Source organism: Aquipuribacter nitratireducens (assembly GCF_037860835.1).
GTDB lineage: Bacteria > Actinomycetota > Actinomycetes > Actinomycetales > JBBAYJ01 > Aquipuribacter > Aquipuribacter nitratireducens.
In genome coordinates this window covers 162,284-186,055 of sequence record NZ_JBBEOG010000001.1, presented here as the reverse complement: position 1 = coordinate 186,055, position 23,772 = coordinate 162,284, and the positions used below count along the sequence as shown (strand labels likewise).

Here is a 23,772-nt window from a genome sequence, read left to right as displayed (position 1 = left end):
GACGGCCATGACGACACGCGCGCGCCCCCTCCCCGCCGGCACCACCCGCCCCGCCCTGCCGTGGCTCGTGTGGGGGACGGGCCTGCTGGCGTACGTGGTCGCGGTCATGCACCGGACGAGCCTCGGCGTGGCGGGGGTGGAGGCGCAGGAGCGCTTCGACACCTCCGCGAGCGCGCTCGCGTCCCTCGCCGTGGTGCAGCTCGTCGTCTACGCGGGGCTGCAGGTGCCGGTCGGGGTGCTCCTCGACCGCTTCGGCTCGCGGCGGCTGCTCGTCGTCGGCGCGCTCGTCATGGCGGCCGGGCAGGCGGTGCTCGCGCTCGCGACGACGCCGCTGCCGGCCCTCGCCGGACGCCTCCTCGTCGGCACGGGCGACGCCTTCACGTTCATCAGCCTCCTGCGCCTCGTGCCGGCGTGGTTCCCCTCGAGGCGGGTGCCGCTGCTCACGCAGCTGAGCGGCATCGTCGGCCAGCTCGGGCAGGTGCTGAGCGCGGTGCCCCTCGTCGTGCTCCTCCAGGGGCCGGGCTGGACGACGACGTTCCTCGCCGCCGCCGCGACGGGCGTCCTCGTCGCGGTCCTCGTGCTGATCGCGGTCCGTGACAGCCCCGACGCCACGGGCGGCCCGCCGGTGCGCACGGCGCGGGACCTGCTCGCCGACCTGGTGACGGCGTGGCGGCACCCCGGCACCCGGCTCGGGCTGTGGACGCACTTCACGACGCAGTTCTCGGGGACGGCGTTCGCGCTGCTGTGGGGCTTCCCCTACCTCGTGCAGGGCCAGGGCGTGCGGACCGCGACCGCGAGCGCGCTCCTCACGCTGTTCGTCCTCGCGGGGATGGTGACGGGACCGGTCCTCGCCGTGCTCGTGCAGCGGCACCCCTTCCGCCGTTCGTGGCTCGTGCTCGCCGTCGTCGCGGTCAACGCCCTCGCGTGGACCGTCGTCCTGCTGTGGCCCGGACCGGCGCCGCTGCCGCTGCTCGTCGTGCTCGTGCTGTCGCTCGCGCTGGGCGGCCCCGGCTCGCTCATCGGCTTCGACTTCGCCCGGACGTTCAACCCGCCGAACCGGCTCGGCACCGCGACGGGCATCGTCAACGTCGGCGGGTTCGTCGCGTCCCTCGTGACGATCTTCCTCGTCGGGCTCGTCCTCGACCTGCGGCGCTCGGGCGCCTCCCCCGGCCTCGACGACTTCCGCGTCGCCATGGCCGTGCAGTACCTGGTCTGGACGGTCGGCGTCGTGGGGATCGTCACCACACGGCGACGCGTACGGGCCCGCCTCGCCGAGGCGGGCGTCGTCGTCCCGCCGGTGCGGGAGGCGCTGCGCCGACGACGCGAGGCACGCCGGCGCTGACGTCTCGCTCCGCCGTCAGCGCGACGCCCGGCGTCGCCACAGCGGCGCCCACGCCACGGCCAGCGCAGCGCCGAGGGCGAGGAACCACAGCGCCGTCACCGTGAGGCTGTGGGGCACGTCGACGTCCAGGACCCAGAACATCACGACGGGCGACGCGGCGAGCAGCGCCGCCGGCAGCCGGACCCCCGGCCCGCCGCGACCGCTCACCGCCAGGCCGCCGAGCACCGCGCACGGAAGGAACGGCAGACCCTGGCCCGCGAACATCACGAGCGCCGGCACCACCAGCAGCACGCGCCACGCGCCGACCCCACGCCGCCGCAGCAGCTCGACACCTCCCAGGGCCAGCCCGGCGACGCCCGTGAGCCCGAGGATGAACAGCGTCCCCTCCCACGAGAAGCTCGGGACGTCAGCGAGGTAGCGCATCCACAGCCGCGCTGCGACCCCCCACGCGACCCCGGCCAGCAGCCCCCCTCCCAGCCACCGCAGGACCGCGGCCCCCGTGACCGCCCGTCGCGGGGCCGCTGTCACCGGCGTCCCCGCCTCGACCGCCGTCGTGCTCATCCCGACCACCTCCCTCGGGCGGCACCGTGCCGTCCCACCCAGGAGCACGAGCCGGGGGCGGACGGGGGTGACACGAACCGGTGTGACGAAGTCGTGGGCGCCGGCTGTCACCCCGGCGGCACACTTCCTCGTCTGGTGAGGTGATGGAGGGTGGTGTGGCGCTCGACGCGCACGGGCAGCAGGTGCTGCCGCAACCGGGAGCACGGGCTGCGGCAGCGGCCGCGGCTGCGCCCACGACCGCGGGCACGGCGGACGAGGTCCTGGCGACCCTGTTCACGGCCGAGGCGGCGAACCTCGTCCGCCTCGCCCGGTTCTTCGTGCAGGACCGCACGGCGGCCGAGGACCTCGTCCAGGAGGCCTTCATCCGCCTCGCCCGCCACCTGCACCGCCTCGACGGACCGGCGGACCGGCGGCCCGGGCGGCGTACCTGCGCGCGATCGTGCTCAACCTGTGCCGGGACCACAACCGGCGCGGCCTCATGTCGCTGCGCCACCGTCCGCCCGCCGAGCCCGACCCCGAGCTGCCGGAGGACGTCGTCACCGGACGCGAGCAGGCCCGTGCGGTCGTGGCGGCGCTCGGCGCCCTGCCGCGGCGGCAGCGGGACTGCGTCGTCCTGCGGTACTACCTCGAGCTGGGCCCGCCCGAGATCGCGGCCACGCTCGGCCTGTCGACGAACTCGGTGAAGACGCACCTGCGCCGCGGCCTCCACGCCATGGAGACGGCCCTGTCCCCGACCCGCCGCGACACCTGGGAGGAGACGCGATGACCGACGTCGAGGCCCGCCTCCGCGACGCCCTCACCGGCGCCGCGAACGGGGTCCGGCCCGCCCCCGACCTGTTCGCGCGCGTGCGGGACGTCGTGGCCGACGACCGCCGCAGGCGCAGGCGCCGCCGCGCCGTGCTCGGCGTGGGCGTTGCGCTCGCCGTCGTGGCGACAGCCGCGACGACCGTCCTCGCCGCGACCGGCGCCCCTGTCGCGGTCGCCGTCACCGACCTCGTCCCGTCCGCCCCGTTCCGAGGAGGAACCATGTCCTGGTGGGTGCTCGAGCTCCTCACGAACGCCCTGCTCGTCGGGCTCGCGCTCTGGCTCGGCCCGTTCATCAAGCGCTTCGGTCGCGCCTACGCCGCCGACGTATCCACGACAACCCGCTCACCGGGAAGAGCTACCTCGTGCTGGCCGACGTCGTCTACTACCTCATCTTCGCCGCCTACATCCTGCTGACGCTGCGGCTGGAGCGGCCGGCGTTCGAGCCGGACGTCACCGCTGCCCAGGTGCAGATGAGCGCGGTCCGGGTGGGCGGCATCCTCCTCGTCATGGGGGTGCTCCACGGGCTCAACCTGCTCCTCATACCGGTGCTCGGCCGCGTGTTCAGCCTCAACCGGCGGCTGAGCCCCGCGACGGCGCTCGCCCCGTCGCAGCACGAGGCGGTCGGCTCGGACGCCTCGCGGGACCCGTCCGGCAGGATGCGCGCGTGAGCGACACGACCACCGTCCCCGCCGCGCGGCTCGAGACGACCGACGTCCGTCTCGACGCGGACACCGCCCTCGTCGTCGTCGACGTGCAGGACGGCTTCGACGACCCCGCGTGGGGCACGCGCGACAACGCGGGCGCGGAGGCCGCCGTGGCGGCGCTCGTCGCGGCGTGGCGGGGCAGCGGGCGCCCCGTCGTGCTCGTCCGCCACGACTCGGCCCACGCGGCCTCGCCGCTGCACCCGACCTCGCCGGGGAACGCGTACAAGGGCGAGGTGACCGAGGCGCTGGGCGGTGCGTCGCCCGACCTGCTCGTGACGAAGACCGTCAACTCCTCCTTCCACGGCACCCCCGACCTCGCGGCCTGGCTGCGCGAGCGCGGCACGAGGCAGCTGGTGGTGTGCGGGGTGCAGACGAACTTCTGCTGCGAGACCACGGCGCGGGTCGGCGCCAACCTCGGCTTCGACGTCCTGTACGCGCTCGACGCGACGTGGACGTACGACCTGCCGGGCTTCAGCGGCGGCACGGTGCCGGCGTCGCTGCTGCGGGAGGTGACGGCGACGAACCTCGCGAACGAGTTCTGCCGCGTCGTCCGCACCGCGACCCTCCTCGAGGCGGCCGGGCGCGGCTGACCCGCGGGGACGACCGGGCCGCTGTCGGCGCCGCCTGCCATCCTCGGCACGTGCTGCTGAGCGAGGTCGTCGCGGTCTCGCGTGCGGTCGGGGCCACGCGGTCCCGGCTCACGAAGGCGGAGGCCCTGGCGGGGCTGCTGCGTCGGCTCGGGCCCGGGGAGGTGACGCCGGCGACGGCGTGGCTGTCCGGTGAGCTGCGTCAGGGCCGCGTCGGGGTCGGTCACCGCACTCTCGCCGGGCTGCGCGTCCCCGCGGCCGAGGAGCCGTCCCTCACCGTGGCGCAGGTCGACGCGCTGCTCGACGACGTCGCCGCGTCGACCGGGTCCGGCTCGGGCGCGCGGCGCGAGGTGGTCCTGCGCGGGCTGCTCGCCCGGGCCACCGCCGACGAGCAGCGTTTCCTCACCGACCTGCTGCGCGGCGAGCTGCGCCAGGGCGCCCTCGAGGGCGTCGTCCTCGACGCCGTGGCGGGCGCGGCGGCCGTCCCCGCCGCGGCCGTCCGGCGGGCGTTCATGCTGTCGGGCAGCCTGCCGGCGACGGCTGTCACGGCGCTCACGAGCGGGGAGGCCGGGCTCGGCGCTGTCGGGCTCGAGGTCATGCGCCCCGTCCGGCCCATGCTCGCGAGCCCCGGCTCCTCCCTCGACGAGGCGCTCGCCGCGCTCGGCGCGGACGTCACCGTCGAGCACAAGCTCGACGGGGCGCGCATCCAGGTCCACCGCGACGGAGACGTCGTGCGGGTCTGGACGCGCACCCTGCGGGAGGTCACCGACGGGGTGCCGGAGCTCGTCGACCGCGTGCGGGCGCTGCCGTGCTCGACGGTCGTGCTCGACGGGGAGACCCTCGCCCTCGACGACGACGGCCGCCCCCGCGCCTTCCAGGACACGATGAGCCGCTTCGGCAGCGACGGTCCGGGAGCCGACGCCGCCGCGGCGGTGGTGCTCAGCCCGTTCTTCTTCGACGTCCTCCACCTCGACGGGCACGACCTGCTCGACGCGCCGCTCGCCGAGCGGCTCGACGTCCTCGCCGGCCTCCTCACCGACGACGAGCACGCCCCGCTCCGCATGCCGGGACGACGCCGGCCGAGTGCCGCCGACGCCGCGCAGGTGCTCGACGACGCGCTCGCCGCCGGGCACGAGGGGGTCGTCGTCAAGGACCTCGCCGCCCCGTACGCGGCAGGGCGCCGGGGCCGCGCCTGGCAGAAGGTGAAGCCCGTCCACACCCTCGACCTCGTCGTCATCGGGGTCGAGCGGGGCTCCGGCCGGCGCACGGGGACCTGGTCGAACATCCACCTCGGGGCCCGCGACCCCGACGGTGGGGAGCCGGTCATGGTGGGGAAGACGTTCAAGGGCATGACCGACGAGCTCCTCGCCTGGCAGACCGAGACCTTCCCCCGCCACGCCCGCGAGGGCGAGGACCTCGACGGCTACGTCATCGCGCTGCGACCGGAGATCGTCGTCGAGATCGCCCTCGACGGCGCCCTGCGCAGCTCCCGCTACCCGGGCGGGGTCGCCCTGCGCTTCGCCCGCGTCGTGCGGTACCGCCCCGACCGGACCCCTGCGGACGCCGACACGCTCGACGCCGTGCGGGCGCTCCTGCCGTGAGCGGCGCGGGCGCGCCGCTGCCGCGGTCCGCGGACGTCGTCGTCGTCGGGGGCGGTGCGGTCGGCACGTCCGTCGCGTTCCACCTCGCCGAGGCGGGGGTCAACGTCCTCCTCCTCGAGCGCGACGGCCTCGCCTCCGGCTCGAGCGGCAAGCCGGTGGGCGGGGTGCGGGCGCAGTTCAGCGAGCCGGCCAACGTCGCCCTCGCCGCCCGCAGCCTCCGGGCGTACGCCGACTTCCCGCGCCGCCCCGGTGCCGACATCGGCCTGCGGCAGGTCGGCTACCTGTTCCTCCTGCCGACCGACGCGCACGTCGCGGCGTTCGCCGCCGGCCTCCCCGCGCAGCACGCCCACGGGGTGCCGTCACGCCTCGTCGACCTCGACGAGGCGGTCCGGCTCAACCCCTACGTCGACCCGACGGGCTACACGGCCGCCGCCTGGTCACCGACCGACGGGTGGGCGCTGCCCGGCGCGGTCGTGCGCGGCTACGCCGACGCGGCGGTGCGCCTGGGGGCGCGCGTCCGCACGGGCGTCGCGGTGACCGGCACCGACGTCCGGGGCGGGGTGGTGATGGCGGTGCGCACGCCCGCGGGAGACGTCCGTACGTCGACGGTCGTGTGCTGTGCGGGGGCGTGGTCGCGGTCGCTCGGGGACACGGTGGGGGTCGACCTGCCCGTCACGCCGCTGCGGCGGCAGATCGCCTTCTCCGCCCCGCTGCCCCGACCCGAGCCCGACCTGCCGTTCACCATCGACCAGGGCTCGACGTTCTACGTGCACGGCGCGGGCGACGGCCTGCTCCTCGGGCTGGCCGACCCCGAGCAGGCGCCCGGGTTCGGGCGCGACTACGACCCGTCGTGGCTGCCGACGCTGCGTGCGGCCGCCCGACGCTGCGTCCCCGCGCTCGCCGACGTGCCCCTCGTCGACGGCTGGGCCGGGCTCTACGAGATGACACCGGACCGCAACGCGCTCATCGGCGAGGCCACCGGGGTGTCCCGGTTCCTCTACGCGTGCGGCTTCTCCGGCCACGGCTTCCTCCAGGCCCCCGCCGTCGGCGAGGCCGTCCGCGACCTCGTGCTCCACCGGGAGCCGGTCGTCGACGTCCGCGTGTTCCACGCGGAGCGGTTCGCGGGCGAGGCGGCCCTCACGGAGGCGGCGATCGTCTGATTCGCTGTCGCCCATGCCGAGCAGCACCCCCGACGTCCTGCCGTGGCAGCTGCGCGCGGCCTTCGCCCGGCGCCTGTCCGACCTGTACGGCCGCGAGGTGCCCGCGTACACGACGCTGCTCGAGGTCGCCCACGAGGTCAACGCCGAGGTCGTCGCCGCCCACGGCGCGGAGGCCGAGCGACTCGGCAGCCTGGAGCGCGTGACGGCCGAGCGGCACGGCGCCATCCGCCTCGGCACCCCGCAGGAGCTGGCGGAGGTCGGCGCGGTGTTCGCCGCCATGGGCATGCACCCGGTGGGCTTCTACGACCTCCGGGACGCCGCCCCGAGCCCGGTGCCCGTCGTCTCGACGGCGTTCCGCCCGGTCGCGGCGGGGGAGCTCGCCCGCAACCCCTTCCGGGTCTTCACCTCGCTGCTCGTGCCCGGGGACCGGAGGTTCTTCGACGCCGACCTGCAGGCGCGGCTCGAGGCGTTCCTCGCCACCCGGGAGCTGTTCCCGCCCGACCTGCTCGACCTCGCCGCCCGCGCCGAGCGGGACGGCGGGCTCGACCGCGCCGGGGCCGAGCGCTTACTCGAGCTCGCCACGGCCGTGTTCGCCCTCTCCCGGGAACCGGTCGACCGGGCGTGGTACCAGGAGCTGGAGCGGGTCTCCGGCGTGGCCGCCGACATCGGCGGTGTCCGCTCCACGCACGTCAACCACCTCACCCCGCGGGTGCTCGACATCGACGCCCTCTACGCCCGGATGGCCGGGCGGGGCATCGCGATGATCGACGACATCCAGGGCCCGCCCCGCTGGTCGGGGCCGGACGTCCTGCTCCGCCAGACCTCCTTCCGGGCCCTCGACGAGGAGCGCCCCTTCCGGCTGCCGGACGGCTCCGTCGTGCCGGGCGCGCTCCGCGTCCGCTTCGGCGAGGTGGAGGCCCGCGGCATCGCCCTCACCCCCGAGGGCCGGGCCCGGTACGACGCCGCCGTCGCCGAGGTCGCCGCGCTCGCCCTGCCGACCGCCCAGGAGCGGCACGAGGCGACGGTCGAGGCGTGGCGGCGGACGTTCCCGCCGACCGAGGCGGAGCTGTTCGACCAGGGTCTCGGCTACTGCGAGCACGTCGTGGTCGACGGTCGGGTCGAGCGACGCCCGATCGTCTACGAGGACTTCCTCCCCCAGTCCGCCGCGGGCATCTTCCGGTCGAACCTCGCCGAGGAGGGCCGCAGCGACGCCTCCCGCGCCGGCCTGGCCCGCGACGCCGACTGGTTGGCCGGGGTGCTCGGGCGCGAGCTCCACGACCCGTTCGCGCTCTACGCCGCGCAGCAGGAGGCGTCCCGCGCACGCGTCGACGCCGTGGCGGCCGCCGGCGGGGACGCGCCGTCGGCCAGACTGCGCCCATGACGAGCACGCCCTCGGCCCCGACCGACACCGCCGCCCTCCGCGCCGAGGCGATGGCGGCGCTCGACCGGGTCGGGGCCGCGGTCCCGGCTCCGGTGGCGGGGCACCCGAGCGTGACCGCGCGCACGCCCCTGACCGGCGCCGACCTCTTCCCGGTCGCGGCAGCGAGCCGGGACGACGTGGCCGAGGCCGTGGGCGCCGCGCACGCGGCGTTCCGGGTGTGGCGGTCGGTACCGGCGCCCGTGCGCGGGCGCACCGTCAAGCGGTTCGGGCAGCTGCTCGAGGAGCACGCGACCGACCTCGCCGCCCTCGTCACGCTCGAGGCGGGCAAGATCCCGGCCGAGGCGCTCGGCGAGGTCCAGGAGATGGTCGACATCTGCGACCTCGCGGTCGGGCTGTCCCGGCAGGTCGGCGGGCGGACCATGCCGTCGGAACGGGCCGGGCACCGGCTCACGGAGCAGTGGCACCCGCTCGGTGTCGTCGGTGTCATCAGTGCCTTCAACTTCCCCGTCGCCGTGTGGTCGTGGAACACCGCGGTCGCCCTCGTCTGCGGGGACCCGGTCGTGTGGAAGCCGTCCGAGCTCACGCCCCTCACGGCGCTCGCGTGCACCGCGCTCCTCGACCGGGCCGCGGCGGAGACCGGGGCACCGGCCGACGTGCACCGGCTCGTCCTCGGGGGCCGCGAGACCGGTGACGCGCTGGTCCGCGACGACCGCGTGGCGCTCGTCTCGGCGACCGGGTCCGAGCGGATGGGCACCGCGGTGGCGCCCGTCGTCGCCGCCCGGCACGGCCGCACCCTGCTCGAGCTGGGCGGCAACAACGCCGCCGTCGTGATGCCCTCGGCGGATCTCGACCTGGTCGTCCGCGCCGTCGTCTTCGCCGCCGTCGGCACCGCCGGGCAGCGGTGCACGACGATGCGGCGCCTCGTCGTCCACGAGGACGTCGTCGAGCCGCTGCTGGAGCGGCTGCGGACCGCCTACGCCGGGCTCCCGGTCGGCGACCCGCGCGAGCCGGGGACGCTCGTCGGTCCGCTCGTGTCGGCGGCCGCCCGCGACGCGATGGTCGCCGCCCTGGAGGCCGCCGTCGCCGACGGCGGTGAGGTCGTCGTCGGCGGCGAGCGGGTCGACGTGGCCGGCGCCCCGGCGGCGGCCTACGTCCGGCCCGCGCTCGTGCGGATGCCGCACCAGACGGCCGTCGTCCGTCGCGAGACGTTCGCGCCCGTGCTCTACGTGCTGCCGTGCCGCTCCCTCGACGAGGCCGTCGACATCCACAACGACGTCCCGCAGGGGCTCTCGTCCTCGATCTTCACCCGGGACGCCCGCGAGGCCGAGCGGTTCCTGTCCGAGGCGGGCTCGGACTGCGGGATCGTCAACGTCAACATCGGCACCTCCGGTGCGGAGATCGGCGGGGCGTTCGGCGGGGAGAAGACGACGGGTGGCGGCCGGGAGTCCGGCTCCGACTCGTGGCGGGCCTACATGCGGCGGGCGACGAACACCGTCAACTACTCCGACGAGCTGCCCCTCGCCCAGGGTGTGAGCTTCGGCTGAGAGCGACTCCGGTCATATCGCTGCAGTCGGGGCGCCCGTGCGCCGACGATGTCGCCGTGCGGTCTCCCCTCTCCCGCGGCCCGGCGCTCCTCGTGGCCGTCGCCGTCGCGCTGCCCCTGCTCGCCGGGTCGGCGTCCCCCGCCGGGGCCAGCGCCCCCGGCGCGAGCGCCGTGCCGTGCCCCGGGGACGGGGAGGTGCTGCTGCCGGGCCGCGCGAACGGCGTGACGGCGGCCGACGCCGTCGAGGCGCTCCCCGCGGACGCCACCGCCGAGCTCGAGGCGCGCGCGGACGTCGACGTCGACGTCCTCACCGACACGCTGGTGGCGGACTCGACCCTGTGGCTCGACCGCTGCGGCCTGCCGTTCTACGTCGAGCCGCGCCTCGAGGTCGGCCACGACGAACCGGCCGACGAGCACGCCCACGCCGAGGCCCCCGGCTCCGACGGCGACGACACCCTCACGACGGCCGAGGCGCCCCTCGCGGGCAGCACGGACGTCTTCGCCCTCCACTCCCGCCCCGGCGCCGAGCGGGTCGTGTACCTCGACTTCGACGGCCACGTCGTCTCCGGCACCGGCTGGAACTCGCAGCTGTCGCTGTCGTCGTTCAGCGCGCCGGCCTTCTCCCTCGACGCCGACCGGTCGACGTTCTCCGCCGCGGAGCGCCAGGCCGTGCTCGAGATCTGGCGGCGGGTGGCCGACGACTACGCGCCGTTCGACGTCGACGTCACGACCGAGAAGCCGCTCGACGCGGACATCACCCGCTCCGGGACCGGCGACACCCGCTTCGGCACCCGCGCGGTCGTCACCCGCGAGGAGGGCTTCCGCCTGTGCGGCTGCGGCGGCATCGCGTACGTCGGCAACTACGACGACCCGACGCGGCACGCCTACTACCAGCCGGCGTTCGTCTTCCACCCCGGCTACGGCACGGCGACCGTCGCGGACATCGTCTCCCACGAGGTCGGCCACAACCTCGGCCTCGACCACGACGGCATCCAGACGTCCGGCGGCACCCTCGACTACTACTCCGGGCACGGGCTGTGGGCGCCGATCATGGGCGCGAGCACCCGTCCGCTCACGCAGTGGTCGCGCGGGGAGTACCCGGGTGCGATCAACCGGCTCACGACGACAGGGCTGCAGGACGACTACGCCGTCATCCGCTCCTACGGCGCGCCGGCCCGGCCCGACGACCACGGCGGCAGCCTCGCGGCGGCGACGGCGCTCGGCGCGCCGGCCGGCGGGCGCGTCAGCGTCGACGGCGTCGTGTCGACCCCGACGGACTCCGACTGGTTCACCTTCACCGCGGGCGGCGGACTCACGACCCTCACCGTCCGGCCGCTCGCCCCCGGCGGCAACCTCGACGCGAGCCTCACCCTCGTCCGCGGCGACGGCACGACGGTCGCCGCGGACAACCCGCCGTCGGCGTGGGACGGGACCTCGGCGTGGCCGACCGGTCTCGACGCCCGGCTGCAGGTGGGCTCGCTGCCGGCCGGCACGTACGGGGTCGTCGTGCGCGGCACGGGCCAGGCGACGCCCGCCCCCGGCTACACCGCGTACGGCAGCACGGGGACGTACTCCCTCACCGTCGAGACGAGCTCCTCCACCGACCTCGTCGTCACCTCGACGAGCCCCCTGCCCGCCGCCACCTACGGCGTGCGGTACTCCCACACCCTGAGCGCCGCCAACGGCAGCCCGCTCACGTGGTCGTTCGCCGGCACCGCCCCAGCCGGTCTCACACTCAGCAGCGCGGGGGTGCTCGGGGGCACGCTCACCGCGCCGTCCTCGACGGCACCACCGACCAGCCTCCCGGTCCCTGTCCGGGTGACGAGCCCGACCACGTCCGTCACGACGACGCTGCAGCTCCCGGTCGCCCGGGCGGCGCGGGTGAGCGGTCCCCGGGAGACCACGGCCTCGACGAGCCGGAGCGCCGCGGTGTCGCTCACGCTCAGCGGCGGGCGAGCGCCGTACCGGCTGACGTCGGTCGCCGTACCGCCCGGCATGGTGCTGTCGAGCACGACCCTCACCGGCACGACGGTGCAGCTCACCGGGCGACCCACCCGCCCCGGACGCTGGAAGCCGACCGTGCGGGTCACCGACGCCGACGGCCGCACGGCTCGGTGGACGGGTGAGGTCCGTGCCGTCGCCCCTGTCGCCGTCACGACGACGTCCCTGCCGAGCGTGCGCTCCGGTGTCCCGTACTCGGCGCGGCTTACGGCGACCGGCGGCCCGACCGGCCGGCACGGCTGGACCGTCGACAGCGGGTCCCTGCCCCCGGGGCTGCGGGTGGAGCGCACCGGCTGGGTGCTCGGGACGACCACCGCCGTCGGCCGCTGGACGGTCGTCGTCCGTGCGAGCGCCCCGGGCGGTCTCAGCGCGACCCGCACGCTCACCGTCGAGTCCACCGCGGGCTGAGCCGGGCGCCGGCCGGCCGGCCGACCGCACTGCCGGCTGCCGCCTGCCGACTGCCGACGGCTCAGCGCGCGACGACCGCCGTGACGTGGGCGACGATGAGCGACGGCGTCCCGTCCTCGTCCCGCACGACGCTCGCGACGACCTCGACGGGCAGGACGGCGCCGTCCGGGCGGAGCACCCGCTTGCGGACCGTGACACGTTCCACCGCCCCACCCGCCTGGGCCGCGAGGTTGACGGCGTCGACGGCGCGGTCGTCGGGGTGGGTGAGGTCGTCGATGTGACGGCCGACGACCTCGTCCGGGCCGCGTCCGTAGAGGTCGGCGAGCGCGCGGTTCGCGGAGCGGATGACACCGTCCAGGCCGGTGACGCTCATGCCGCACGGCGCCTCCTCGAAGACGCGCTCGAAGGTGCTCGCCGCCACCCGGGCCTCGCGCCTGTCGAGCTCGACCGGCGTGACGTCACGGCACAGCGTCACCACGCGCGGGCCGTGGTCGGGGTCGTCGACGACGTCGGTGCGGCTGCGGAGGTACCGCAGGCTCCCGTCCCGGTGCCGGACCCGCAGCAGCCGCTCCCCCGGTGCGGTCGCGACGTCGTCCGGGTCGGACATGAGGGCGACGTCGGGCTCGTGGACGAAGGCGGTGAGGGCGCCGCCGGCGACCTCGGCCGGGAGGTAGCCGAGGACGTCGTGCACCGCGGAGGAGGCGAAGAGGACGCGGTGGTCCGGGGTCGAGACCAGGACGAACTCGTCGGGCCGGTGGGTCGGCCGGTCGGGGCCGACGACCTCCGCGCGCACGTCGAGCGGCGTCGGGACGGGCGCCCGGGACGCCGCGCCGACCCCGTCGGCGTCGGGCGCCGGTCGGCCGAAGTACCAGCCCTGCGCGCGGTCGACCCCGAGCGCGGTGACCGTCCGCGCCTGCGCCTCGTCCTCCACGCCCTCGGCGACCAGCTGCAGCCCGAGGCTGTGGCACGCGTCGACGAGCAGCCGCAGGAGGACGGCGTCGCTGGCGCCGCGGCGTGGTCCCGAGACGAACGACCGGTCGATCTTCACGAGGTCGAGGGGGAGGTCGCGCAGGAGCGTGAGGGACGACCGGCCCATGCCGAAGTCGTCGAGCGCGACCCGGACCCCGTCCCGGCGCAGCGTGCTGAGGACCGAGTGGGTGGCCCCGGGGTCGGCGACGCCGACCGCCTCGGTCACCTCGAGCACGAGGCCGTCCGCGGGCAGGCCCGAGCGCGCCAGCGCCCCGCGCACGTCGTCGACGAAGCCCGGCTCCTCCAGCTGGAGGGGGGAGACGTTGACGGCGACGGCCGGGCGCCCACCTGCCCCGTCGGGCCACGACGCCGCGGCCCGGGACGCGCGTTCGAGCACCCACCGGCCGAGGTCCCCGACGAGCCGGCTGTCCTCGGCCACGCCCACGAGCACGTCCGGCGGCACCTCCCCCAGCCGCTCGTCGTGCCAGCGGACGAGCGCCTCCACCTCGACGACGTCGCCCCGTGGCAGCGCGACGATCGGCTGGAAGTGGACGTCGAGGTCGGAGTCCCGCCGCTGCGGGTCGGCGAGCACCTCCCGCAGCCGGGCCTCGACGTGCCGCGTGGAGGCACGGGACAGGGCGGTCGAGCCTGACGGCACCACGGACCCCCTCTGCCTCCGGCCGGGGCGGCGCCACGGCCCGCGCCCAGGTTAGCGGCCGTCGTCACCGTCGGTGACGAGCTCGGCGCGCACCCCGAGCAACCGGACCGGGCGGGCGAGGACCCCGTCGTCGCCCGGCTCCCCCGCACCACCGGGGAACCGGTCGAGGGCCGCGAGCGCGGCGTCGGTCACGGCACCGGTGGCCGTGACCGCGTCTCCCTGCAGCGGCGGCCGCAGCGGCACGCTGCGGGTGCTCGTCAGGAAAGGCCGCGTGCGTGCCTTGACCGCGACCCGGACGACCGCGCGACCGTCGGCTGCGGCGTCGTGGGCGACGCGGGCGGCGAGGTGGGCGACCGCCTCGCGTACCTCGGCCGCCGTGCGGAGGTCGGTCGGGAACGTGGTCTCGTGGCTCACCGACCGCGCCCGCCACGGGGTCGGGTCGACGTCGGCGCCCGAGCGACCGCGCCCGAGCAGGACGAGCCACGGTCCGGTCGCGGGCCCGAAGTGCTCCGCGAGCAGGACGTGGTCGGCGCGGGCGAGCTCGGCGACCGTCGTGACGCCGAGCGCGGCGAGCCGGGCGGAGGTGCGCGGACCGACCCCCCACAGCTCGCGCACGGGCCGCTCCCCCATGACGGCGTCCCAGTCCTCGGCCGTGAGCCGGGCGATGCCGCCGGGCTTGGCGAACCCGGTGGCGGTCTTCGCCCGAAGGCGGTTGTCGCCGATGCCGACCGCGCACGACAACCCCGTCGCCCCGCGCACCGCCGCGCGCACCGTCTCCGCGAGTCCCTGCGGGTCGTCGGTCTCGCACCCGAGGAACGCCTCGTCCCACCCCAGCACCTCGACGTCGACCGGGACGTCGGCCTCGAGGTGCCGCAGCACCGCCATGACCTCCGCCGAGGCGGCGTCGTAGGCGGCCGCGTCGTGCGGGAGGAACACGGCGTCCGGGCACAGCCGCAGCGCCCGGGCCATCGGCACCCCGGAGCGGACCCCGCGCTCGCGCGCCTCGTACGTCGCCGTCGCCACCACCTGCCGCGGTCGCCGCGGGTCACCGTCGCCGCCGACGACGACGGGAAGCCCCACGAGCTCGGGCCGCCGGCGCAGCTCGACGGCGGCCACGAACTGGTCGAGGTCGACGTGGAGCACCCACCGCGAGGCCACCCTCCGCATCCTGCCCGTCGCGGGCCGTTCGGAGGATGCCCCGACCGGACGAACGTCCCGAACCCGCGCGCCGGGGTGAAGCCGGGCGACAGGCGGAGGACAGTGGAGGCATGAGCCAGGCAGCCGAGGTCCGGACGGGGTCGGCGGCGGGCACGGAGCCCGACACCGCGCTGCTGTCACCCGACGAGGTCGTGACGCCGGACGGCGCGCGCGTGACGGACGTGTGGTCGTGGGCCTTCTCCGACGGCCTCGCGACCATCGTCCGGCAGGCGGTGGCCGAGTACCTCGTCGCCCGGGCGGTCGAGGCCGACCTCAGCCGGCCGCGACGCGACACCGACACGTGGGACGTCGTCACACCCGAGGGCACGACGATCGAGGTGATGTCCGCCGCTCACCTCGACGCCTACGGCCGGCCCCGTACCGGCACCGTGACGTGGGGGCGCACCCGGGGCGGCGGGCGGGCCGAGGAGACCCCGCGCAGCGACTTCGGGGCGGCCGCGCGGGCGGACCTCTACGTGCTGTGCCTGCAGACCGCGACGCACCGCTCGCAGGTCGACGTCGTCGACCACCGGCAGTGGGAGTTCTACGTGCTCGCACGTGAGGACGTACGCCACTTCGGCGTCGCCGTCGGGCTGCGGGCCGTGCAGGACCGCGCGCGCGCCGTCTCGTGGGAGCAGCTGGGCGAGGCGGTCCGCGCCGCTACCCGCTGAAGGACCCCTCGAGGTCGTCGAACGCGCCCGCGAGGCGTTCCCGCAGCCCCGGGCCCCCGGCGTCCGCCAGCCACGCCCCGAGGGCGTAGCGGAACACGGCGAAGCCGACGTGGGCGAGGAGGTCCGCCCGGTGCGGCTCGTACCCGGCCTCCCCCAGCGCCCCCGCGACGGCGGCGGTCCAGCGTGCCTGCTTCGCCAGCTCCCGCCCCGTCAGGGCGACGTCGCCCTCGATGACGCGGGCCCGGCGCCGCAGCGCGTCCTCCTGGGGCTCCAGCCCCGCCGCGACGTCGTCGAGCGCCCGCCGCATGTGCGCGAGCGGGTGCCGCGGGTCGCCGGCGCGCACGGCGGCGAGGACGGCGGCGAGGAGGTGCTCGTCGTCGGCGAACAGAACCTCCTCCTTGTCCGGGAAGTGCCGGAAGAACGTCCGCTGCGTGACACCCGCGGCCGCGGCGACGTCGTCGACCGTCGTCGCCGCGTACCCGTGTTCGGAGAACAGCCGCATCGCGGCGCCGACCAGCCGCTCGCGCGAGTCCCCCGGCCACCGTGGCATGGCGGCGATCGTAGCCCTTGCGTCAGGAACTGACATCACTCACCATGGGCGTCATGGCAGACACTGACATCACATCGCCCACCGTCCTCGTCACCGGACCGACGAGGGGCCTCGGCGCCGCCCTCGTCGACGCCCTCGCCGCGCACCGGAGCCGCCCCCGCCTCGTGCTCGCCGGTCGGGACCCGGCCACCCTCGGCGCGTCCGCGAAGCGGGCACGGGCCACGGGCGCAGTCGTCGACGAGGTCGTCGTCGACCTCCTCGACCTCGACGCCGTCGCGGCCGCCGCGGCCGGGGTCGTCGACGCCGTCACCGCCGGGACGCTGCCGGCGCTCGACGTCGTCGTCGCGAACGCGGGCATCCAGTACCAGGACCGCCACCACACCGGGGCGCAGGGCCACGAGGCGACGTTCACCGTCAACGTCCTCGCCCAGCACGCCCTCGTCCGCGGTCTGCTGCCGGCGCTCGCCCCGGCCGCCCACGTCGTCCTCCTGGGCTCGAGCAGCCACCGGGGGCGCGCGGCGACGTTCGGCCTCCTCCCCTCCCCCGCGTGGCGGGACCCGGCCGAGCTCGCCGCGCCGGACACCACCCCTGCGGGGGCGACGGCGACGGCGGGCGGCCGGGCGTACGCCGACAGCAAGCTCGCCCTCGTGACCCTCGCGCAGCGGTGGGCCCGCGAGCTCCCGGCACCGCACCGGCTGTCGGTCTACGACCCCGGCCTCGTCCCGGGCACGGGTCTCGGCCGGCACATGCCGGCGTACAAGCGGTGGGTGTGGGAGAACCTCATGCCCGCGATGCAGGTGCTGCCCGGCGCGGCGTCCGCGCGGCGCTCGGCCGGCCACCTCGCCGGGCTCGCGCTCGGTGACACCCACGCCGGCCTCCACGGGGCCTACGTCGAGCTCGGTCGTGTGCGGGCGACCGCGCCGCCGACCTACGACCGCGCGCGGCAGGACCGGCTGTGGCAGGTGTGCGAGGAGCTCACTCGGGCCGTTCCAGCACGTCGGTGACGAGCGCGGCGATGGGGCTGCGCTCGGACCGCGTGAGGGTGACGTGGGCGAACAGCGGGTGGCCCTTGAGCTTCTCGATGACGCTGACGACGCCGTCGTAGCGCCCGACGCGGAGGTTGTCCCGCTGCGCGACGTCGTGGGTGAGGACGACCTTCGAGTTCTGCCCGATGCGACTGAGCATCGTGAGGAGGACGTTGCGCTCGAGCGACTGGGCCTCGTCGACGACGACGAATGCGTCGTGCAGCGAGCGACCGCGGATGTGCGTGAGCGGCAGCACCTCGAGCATCCCCCGGTCCATGACCTCCTCGACGACCTCGTCGGAGACGAGCGCCCCGAGGGTGTCGAAGACCGCCTGGCCCCACGGGTTCATCTTCTCCGCCTCGGAGCCGGGGAGGTAGCCGAGGTCCTGGCCGCCGACCGCGTACAGCGGCCGGAACACCATGACCTTCTTGTGCTCGCGGCGCTCCATGACCGCCTCGAGGCCGGCGCACAGCGCGAGGGCCGACTTGCCGGTGCCGGCGCGCCCGCCGAGGGAGACGATGCCGATGCTGTCGTCCAGCAGCAGGTCGATGGCGATCCGCTGCTCGGCGCTGCGGCCGTGGAGACCGAAGACGTCGGTGTCGCCGCGGACCAGCCGCAGCTGCTTGTCCTGCGTGACCCGGGCGAGGGCGCTGCCGCGCTCGGAGTGGACGACGAGGCCGGTGTGGCACGGCAGGTCGCGGACGGCGTCGTGCTCGAGGACGCCGTCGCCGTACAGCTGGGCCATCAGGTCGGCCGCGATGTCGAGCTCGGCCATGCCGGTCCAGCCCGACGAGGCGACGATCTCCGCGCGGTACTCCTCGGCACGCAGGCCGACGGCGGACGCCTTGACACGCAGCGGGACGTCCTTGCTCACGAGGACGACGTCGCGGCCCTCGACCGCGAGGTTCTTCGCCACCGCGAGGATGCGGGTGTCGTTGTCGCCGAGGCGGAAGCCCGCCGGCAGGCACGAGTCGTCGGTGTGGTTGAGCTCGACGCGCAGGCTGCCGCCGCCGCGCCCGACGGGCAGGGCGACGTCGAGGCGACCGTGCTCGATGCGGAGGTCGTCGAGGTGGCGCAGGGCCTGGCGGGCGAAGTAGCCGAGGTCCTGGTGGTGCCGCTTGGCCTCGAGCTCGGAGATGACGACGACCGGCAGCACGACCTCGTGCTCGTCGAAGCGGAACAGGGCGTCCGGGTCGGACAGCAGGACCGACGTGTCGAGCACGTACGTCCTCGTCGTGGTCGCGTCGCTCATGGTCGTCTCCCGCCCGGGCGCCCGGCGCCCTGGTCAGTACCGGTGGAGCATCCGACCCGTCCACGCTACGACGCCCACCCGACCCCCGGGGGCAGGACACGCACCCGGTCACCCGCCCGGCGCGCCGCCGGCCGCGACTGCCCGTCAGGAGCCGAAGCGGCGGTGCCGGGTCGAGTACGAGCGCAGGGCGCGGAGGAAGTCGACCTTGCGGAACTCCGGCCAGTACGCCTCGCAGAACCAGTACTCGCTGTGCGCGCTCTGCCACAGGAGGAAGCCCGACAGCCGCTGCTCCCCCGACGTGCGGATGACGAAGTCCGGGTCCGGCTGTCCGCGGGTGTAGAGGTGGCGGGAGATGTCGGCGACGTCGAGGGTGTCGGCGAGCTCGTGCAGCGGCGTGCCGCGCTCGGCGTGCTCGGCGAGCAGCGAGCGCACGGCGTCGGTGATCTCCTGTCGGCCGCCGTAGCCGATCGCGAGGTTGACGGTGATGCCGTCGATGGCCGCCGTCGCCTCCCCCACCTCCTTGAGCCGCGCGGCGATCGGGGCGGGCAGCAGGTCGAGGCGCCCGACGGGGTTGACGTGCCAGCGACCGGTCTCGGCGAGTCGGTCGACGAGGTCGGGGATGATCTCGAGGAGCGCGTCGAGCTCGGCGGACTTCCGTGCGGTGACGTTGTCGGTGCTCAGCAGCCACAGCGTGACGACGTCGATGCCGACCTCGTCGCACCAGCCGAGGAACTCCACGACCTTGTCCGCCCCGGCGGCGTGGCCGTGCCGGGGCGTCGCGCCGTAGGCGGCGGCCCAGCGGCGGTTGCCGTCGATGATGACCCCGACGTGGCGCGGGAGCGCCGACGGCGCGAGCCTGGAACGGAGGACCCGCTGGTAGGCGCGGTACGCCAGCACGCGTAGTCCCACGGCACCTCCTCCGACCCCGAGCGTCCGCGGGCACACGGTACCGCCGCGGGCCCCCCGGACGGGGCTGACGGCGCAGGCCCGGGCGTGACGACCGGTGTGAGGGACGTGACACCGGGTCATCGGACCTACGGTGGCGTAACCTACGGTCGCGTAGGTTACGCTCGTCCCGTGAGCACGCACTCCCACCGACCGACCGCACCCGCGGTCGGCGTGCCGACCCGGCAGCAGGCGCTCGCCCTCGTCAAGCCGCTCCTTCGCGGGTGGCTCCACCTCGGCACCGCGCCGCTCGCCCTGCTCGGCGGCCTCCTGCTCGTCGCGCTGTCGCCCGACCTCACCACGCGCGTCGTCACGGTCGTGTTCACCCTCTGCACGACGACCCTCTTCGCCGTCAGCGCGACGTACCACCGCGGGAGCTGGTCGGAGCGCACGCGCGTGCTGCTGAAGCGCGCCGACCACTCGAGCATCTTCCTGCTCATCGCCGGCTCGTACACGCCGTACTCGGTGCTCCTGCTGCCACCGGCGCAGGCGCAGCTCCTGCTGTGGCTCGTGTGGGGCGGCGCGGCGCTGGGGATCGCGTTCCGCATCCTGTGGGTCGGCGCGCCGCGCTGGCTCTACACCCCCATCTACATCGTGCTGGGCTGGACGGCGGTGTGGTTCCTGCCGGACCTCTACGCCTCGGGCGGCGCGCTCGTCGTGTCACTGCTCGCGGCCGGGGGCCTGCTGTACTCCGGCGGCGCGGTCGTCTACGCGCTCAAGCGCCCGGACCCGTTCCCGACGGTGTTCGGCTTCCACGAGATCTTCCACGCGGCCACCGTGCTCGCCTTCGCCGCGCACTGGACCGGCGTGCTCCTCGTCGTCCTCGCCCAGCGCTGAGCCACCGCGCCCGTCACGCGCGGGCGAGCTGCCGGGCGAGCACGTGCACGTCGTCCGTCGGGGCGTCGCAGACGAAGCCGCGGCAGACGTAGGCCGTCGCCCGACCGTCGCGTGCCGTGCGGTCTGCCAGCAGTGGCGGCCCCTCCGCGCCGTCCTCCCCCACCGACAGCACGAGCCCGGGCGCCCGGGAGGAGAGGGCCGTCCGCTGCAGGCGCCCTCGGGCGCCGCCGGCGGACGGCCCGACGACCGCGACCTCGCGGGGCCCGTCGAGGGCGGCGGCCGCGACGTGGAGCCACCACCCGGCGAAGCGCGGCGCCTGGGCCATGAGCGGCACCGCCCCGCGCAGGGCCCTCTCGGCGGCAGCCCGCGCGTCCCTGTCGCCGAACAGTGCGGCGACGTGCAGGCAGGCGCCCGTCGCGGCCGACGGCCCGGACGGGTGGGCGTTGTCGGCGGGGTCCGAGAGCGCAGCGCGTCCACCCAGGGCGCGGGCGAGGGCGGGGTCGGCCTCGTCGGTGGCGATGTCCTGCCACGACGCGGTCGCCGGGTCGACGAAGCGGGCGAGCGCCGTCCGCACGAGCCGGCGGGCGGCGTCCGCCCACTGCGGGTCGCCGTCGACGCCGTGGAGGGCGAGCAGCCCGGCGGCGAGGTCGCCGTAGTCCTCGAGGACCCCGGCGTGCGCACCGACGGTGCCGTCACGGGACACGCGACGCAGCCGGAGCAGTCCGTCGTCGCCCTCGACGCCGTGCCGGGCGAGCACGACGGTGGCGACGCGACGCGCGGCGGCCACGAGGTCCGGTCGTCCGGCGAGCAGGCCCGTCTCGGCGAGCGCGGCGACGGCCAGCCCGTTCCACGCCGCCACCACCTTGTCGTCGCGGGCAGGCTGCGGTCGCCGGGAACGGACCTCGCGCAGCCGGGCCCGCACCCGTTCCCAACGGGCGGGGTCGCCCTCGCGCGGCGGCACCCCGGCGGGCCTGGTCCGTTCGTCCCACAGGTCGCGGGTGAGCCGCAGCGTCGACGTCCCGCCCTCGAAGCTGCCGTGCTCGCTCACCCCCAGCGCGTCGGCGGCCCACCGGCCGTCGTCCTCGCCCGCGGCGGCGACGAGCGACGCGGGGGTCCACACGTACGTGAGGCCCTCGACGCCGTGGCTCGTGCCCGGCAGGCCCGACTCCGGGAGACCGGTGAGCCCGAGCGCGTCGAGGTCGGCGCCCGGGGCCGGGGCCGGGGTGTCGGCGTCGAGGGCGGAGGCGAGGCCGCCGTCGGCGGTGCCGAGCCGCTCGAGCAGCCACGTGCACGTCTCGACCGCCACACGCAGCCCCGTCGCGGCGTCCGCGGGGTCGGTGGTCGTCGCCGACCAGCGGGCGTAGACGCGGGCGAGCTGGGCGTTGTCGTACAGCATCTTCTCGAAGTGCGGCACGACCCAGCCGGCGTCGACGGCGTAGCGGGCGAAGCCGCCCTCGACCTGGTCGTACATCCCGCTCCGGGCCATGGCGCGCAGCGTCCGGGCGGCGAGGTCGTAGCCGTCGTCGTCCCCGCACACGAGGAGGAAGGCGAGGACGGCCGACGGCGGGAACTTCGGTGCGCCGCCGAACCCGCCGTGGACGGTGTCCTCGTCGGCGAGCAGCCCGGTGACGACGTCGCGGAGCAGACCCTCGGGCAGGAGCGGCTCGCCGGCCGTGGGGACGTCGACGCCTGCCACGGGTGCGGCGCCCTCGCCGCCGATGGCGCGGGCGAGCCGGTCGGCGGTCGCCTCGACCTGGTCGCGGCGCTGCTGCCACGCGTCGCCGACGGCGTCGAGCACCTGCGTGAACGACGGCATGCCGGGGCGCGGGTCGGGCGGGAAGTACGTCCCGGCGTGGAACGGGCGCCCGTCCGGGGTGGTGAAGACGGTCATGGGCCAGCCGCCGTGGCGGGTGAGGGCGGTCGTCGCGCGCATGTAGACGGCGTCGACGTCCGGGCGCTCCTCCCGGTCGACCTTCACCGCGACGAAGCCGTCGTTGACGAGCCCGGCTGTCGCGTCGTCCTCGAAGGACTCCGCCGCCATCACGTGGCACCAGTGGCACGCGGCGTACCCGACGCTCACGAGCACGGGGACGTCGCGGCGGCGGGCCTCCTCGAACGCCTCCGGCCCCCACTCCCACCAGTCGACGGGGTTGTCGGCGTGCTGGAGCAGGTACGGGCTCGTGGAGCCGGCCAGGCGGTTCGGCATGCTCCGATCGTCGGGCACACCGCGCGTGCCCGGCGACCGCTGGCGAGGTCAGCGGGCGGGCGGCACGCGCACGTCGACCCACACGAGCCGGTGGTCGCTCGAGGGGAACGGGAACGTCCCGGTCAGCCGGGACAGGGGGTCTGCCTGCACCGGCCAGAACACGCCCGAGTCCGTCACGCGGAGGCTCTTCGACGGCAGGACGTAGTCGACGCGGAGGTTGCCCGGCGTGCCGTCGGCGAAGTCGGCGGTGTCGTGGGCGGGGTCGCCCTCGTGGGTGAGGTTCGCCCCACCCTGCAGCGCGGTCGCCTCGACCGCGCCGTCGGAGTCGGGGACCGTGCGTGCGTTCACGCGCGGCGACTCCAGCACCTGCTGGGCGGCGCCCGGCAGGGAGTCCCCGTCGAAGGGGTCGGAGTTGAGGTCGCCCATGATGACGAAGGCGTCGCCGGGCTCGAGGCCGCCGCGGCCGCCGTCGTCGTCGTAGACGTAGCGCGAGCGGGACGGCAGCACGTAGTCGGCCCAGAACCGGATCTCGTCGGCGTTGCGGAGACCGTTGCGGTCCTCCGGACCGTCGAACACGGGCGGGGTGGGGTGCGAGGCGAGGACGTGGACGGGAGTGCGGCCGTCGACGAGGACCGGCACGTCCCAGTGCGACTTGCTCGACAGGGGCAGGACGGCGAGCTCCTCGGGCGAGTACCAGTCCGCGGGCTCGGGGGTGGCGGGGTCGTCGGGCAGCCGGGCGCCGGGCATGTCCGCCCAGCGGAAGTCCTGGAACGTGCGCACGGCGTCGGTGTCGATGGGGTGCTGCGACAGGACGAGCATCCCGAACTGGCCGGGGAAGAAGCCGAAGCCGAGGGCGTCGTCGGGGCCGCCGACGGACCCGTTGTCGTTGAGGTCGAACCCGCTCGGTACTCCCGTGTTGCTCGGGGCGATGAAGGCGTACGGGTAGTCGATCGGATCGGCGCCGTCCTGCGACACCCCGAGGTAGTTCTCGAGGAAGCCCGCCACCGGCGGCGAGCTGGTGGGGTCGCCGGGGTCCGCGGGCGGGACGTAGTCGAACTCGTTGACGAGCAGCACCTCGGGCCGGACCCGCTGGACGATCTCCGCGACGGCTGCGGCCTGCGGGTCACCGGGCGTCGCGAGGTCCTCGGTGAGCTCACCGGGGGCGGCGCGGTTGAGGCTCGCGTTGAACGTCGCGAACCTCACCTCGGGCGGGGGGCCCGCGGCGGCCGGGGCCGCCGCGCCGGCGCCGAGGCCGGCGGCGAGAGCGAGGGCCGCGGCGGCGGAGCACGCGCGGGCACGGGGACGGCGGGCGGGCGGCACGGCGGCGTCGGCAGGCACCCGGCGACCGTAGTACGCCGCACGAGGAT

General features: G+C 75.8%; 21 protein-coding genes and 1 pseudogene. 14 read left to right on the top strand and 8 right to left on the bottom strand.

From position 1 onward, the window contains the following. Nucleotides 1-7: 7 nt before the first annotated feature. Complete coding sequence (locus WAB14_RS00830) at nt 8-1,342, top strand: MFS transporter (protein ID WP_340266466.1); 1,335 nt, start codon at nt 8-10, stop codon at nt 1,340-1,342. 15 nt (nt 1,343-1,357) lie between these two features. Here the strand turns inward: WAB14_RS00830 and WAB14_RS00825 are convergent, their stop codons facing one another. Further along, a complete protein-coding gene (locus WAB14_RS00825) occupies nt 1,358-1,903 on the bottom strand; it encodes a hypothetical protein (RefSeq protein WP_340266464.1) in 546 nt (181 codons plus the stop codon). Nucleotides 1,904-2,046: 143 nt separating this feature from the next. Here WAB14_RS00825 and WAB14_RS18195 point away from each other — a divergent pair. The 10 genes and pseudogenes from WAB14_RS18195 to WAB14_RS00780 form a co-directional block, all read left to right on the top strand. Continuing rightward, nucleotides 2,047-2,244, top strand: a pseudogene (locus WAB14_RS18195) (hypothetical protein); the annotation flags it as partial. Nucleotides 2,245-2,342: 98 nt separating this feature from the next. Beyond that, entirely contained in the window at nt 2,343-2,669 is a 327-nt protein-coding gene (locus WAB14_RS00820; RefSeq protein ID WP_340266462.1) for an RNA polymerase sigma factor, read from the top strand. Beyond that, on the top strand, nt 2,666-3,124 hold the full coding sequence (locus tag WAB14_RS00815; RefSeq protein WP_340266460.1) for a hypothetical protein: 459 nt from the start codon (nt 2,666-2,668) through the stop codon (nt 3,122-3,124). Before WAB14_RS00820 ends, WAB14_RS00815 begins: the two co-directional genes overlap by 4 nt. Further along, the gene (locus WAB14_RS00810) at nt 3,073-3,378 is read left to right on the top strand and encodes a hypothetical protein (RefSeq protein ID WP_340266458.1); all 306 of its coding nucleotides are present in this window, start codon (nt 3,073-3,075) and stop codon (nt 3,376-3,378) included. The genes WAB14_RS00815 and WAB14_RS00810 overlap by 52 nt, the downstream gene beginning before the upstream one ends. Continuing rightward, nucleotides 3,375-4,004, top strand: a complete 630-nt coding sequence (locus tag WAB14_RS00805; protein ID WP_340266456.1) for a cysteine hydrolase family protein — start codon at nt 3,375-3,377, stop codon at nt 4,002-4,004. Before WAB14_RS00810 ends, WAB14_RS00805 begins: the two co-directional genes overlap by 4 nt. A gap of 50 nt (nt 4,005-4,054) precedes the next feature. Beyond that, nucleotides 4,055-5,602 carry an ATP-dependent DNA ligase gene (locus WAB14_RS00800; protein ID WP_340266454.1) on the top strand — a complete coding sequence of 516 codons (1,548 nt, stop codon included), beginning with the start codon at nt 4,055-4,057 and terminating at the stop codon, nt 5,600-5,602. Further along, nucleotides 5,599-6,762 (top strand): NAD(P)/FAD-dependent oxidoreductase, encoded by a 1,164-nt coding sequence (locus WAB14_RS00795; protein WP_340266452.1) that lies wholly within the window; start codon nt 5,599-5,601, stop codon nt 6,760-6,762. The genes WAB14_RS00800 and WAB14_RS00795 overlap by 4 nt, the downstream gene beginning before the upstream one ends. A 13-nt stretch (nt 6,763-6,775) precedes the next feature. Then, nucleotides 6,776-8,143: a 2-oxoadipate dioxygenase/decarboxylase gene (gene hglS / locus WAB14_RS00790; protein WP_340266450.1), complete on the top strand. Its 1,368-nt coding sequence runs from the start codon at nt 6,776-6,778 to the stop codon at nt 8,141-8,143. Continuing rightward, nucleotides 8,140-9,687: an L-piperidine-6-carboxylate dehydrogenase gene (gene amaB / locus WAB14_RS00785; protein ID WP_340266448.1), complete on the top strand. Its 1,548-nt coding sequence runs from the start codon at nt 8,140-8,142 to the stop codon at nt 9,685-9,687. Before hglS ends, amaB begins: the two co-directional genes overlap by 4 nt. Before the next feature lie 56 nt (nt 9,688-9,743). Next, complete coding sequence (locus WAB14_RS00780; protein ID WP_340266446.1) at nt 9,744-12,095, top strand: zinc-dependent metalloprotease family protein; 2,352 nt, start codon at nt 9,744-9,746, stop codon at nt 12,093-12,095. A 61-nt stretch (nt 12,096-12,156) separates the two neighbouring features. On the opposite strand, the gene WAB14_RS00775 is transcribed toward WAB14_RS00780, so the two are convergent. Further along, nucleotides 12,157-13,722 (bottom strand): sensor domain-containing phosphodiesterase, encoded by a 1,566-nt coding sequence (locus WAB14_RS00775; RefSeq protein WP_340266444.1) that lies wholly within the window; start codon nt 13,720-13,722, stop codon nt 12,157-12,159. 51 nt (nt 13,723-13,773) lie between these two features. Continuing rightward, nucleotides 13,774-14,889, bottom strand: a complete 1,116-nt coding sequence (locus WAB14_RS00770) for a DNA polymerase IV (protein ID WP_340266442.1) — start codon at nt 14,887-14,889, stop codon at nt 13,774-13,776. Nucleotides 14,890-14,990: 101 nt separating this feature from the next. On the opposite strand from WAB14_RS00770, the gene WAB14_RS00765 reads away from it, so the two are divergent. Further along, complete coding sequence (locus WAB14_RS00765; RefSeq protein WP_340266440.1) at nt 14,991-15,590, top strand: hypothetical protein; 600 nt, start codon at nt 14,991-14,993, stop codon at nt 15,588-15,590. Here the strand turns inward: WAB14_RS00765 and WAB14_RS00760 are convergent. Then, nucleotides 15,580-16,140, bottom strand: coding sequence for a TetR/AcrR family transcriptional regulator (locus tag WAB14_RS00760; RefSeq protein ID WP_340266438.1), 561 nt, complete (start codon nt 16,138-16,140; stop codon nt 15,580-15,582). The two genes, WAB14_RS00765 and WAB14_RS00760, sit on opposite strands and share 11 nt — an antisense overlap. Before the next feature lie 53 nt (nt 16,141-16,193). On the opposite strand from WAB14_RS00760, the gene WAB14_RS00755 reads away from it, so the two are divergent. Next, nucleotides 16,194-17,144, top strand: coding sequence for an SDR family NAD(P)-dependent oxidoreductase (locus WAB14_RS00755; protein WP_340266436.1), 951 nt, complete (start codon nt 16,194-16,196; stop codon nt 17,142-17,144). Here WAB14_RS00755 and WAB14_RS00750 read toward each other — a convergent pair. Together WAB14_RS00750 and WAB14_RS00745 are read right to left on the bottom strand one after the other, a co-directional pair. Then, a complete protein-coding gene (locus WAB14_RS00750; protein WP_340266433.1) occupies nt 17,116-18,417 on the bottom strand; it encodes an RNA 5'-3' helicase PhoH2 in 1,302 nt (433 codons plus the stop codon). The genes WAB14_RS00755 and WAB14_RS00750 overlap by 29 nt on opposite strands. 144 nt (nt 18,418-18,561) lie before the next feature. After that, nucleotides 18,562-19,326 (bottom strand): isoprenyl transferase, encoded by a 765-nt coding sequence (locus WAB14_RS00745; protein ID WP_340266431.1) that lies wholly within the window; start codon nt 19,324-19,326, stop codon nt 18,562-18,564. Nucleotides 19,327-19,494: 168 nt separating this feature from the next. Between WAB14_RS00745 and trhA the strand changes: the two genes are divergently transcribed. Further along, on the top strand, nt 19,495-20,199 hold the full coding sequence (gene trhA / locus WAB14_RS00740; RefSeq protein WP_340266429.1) for a PAQR family membrane homeostasis protein TrhA: 705 nt from the start codon (nt 19,495-19,497) through the stop codon (nt 20,197-20,199). A gap of 13 nt (nt 20,200-20,212) precedes the next feature. Here the strand turns inward: trhA and WAB14_RS00735 are convergent, their stop codons facing one another. Then, entirely contained in the window at nt 20,213-22,405 is a 2,193-nt protein-coding gene (locus WAB14_RS00735) for a thioredoxin domain-containing protein (protein ID WP_340266427.1), read from the bottom strand. A gap of 48 nt (nt 22,406-22,453) precedes the next feature. After that, nucleotides 22,454-23,743 (bottom strand): endonuclease/exonuclease/phosphatase family protein, encoded by a 1,290-nt coding sequence (locus WAB14_RS00730; protein ID WP_340266425.1) that lies wholly within the window; start codon nt 23,741-23,743, stop codon nt 22,454-22,456. Nucleotides 23,744-23,772: the final 29 nt, after the last annotated feature.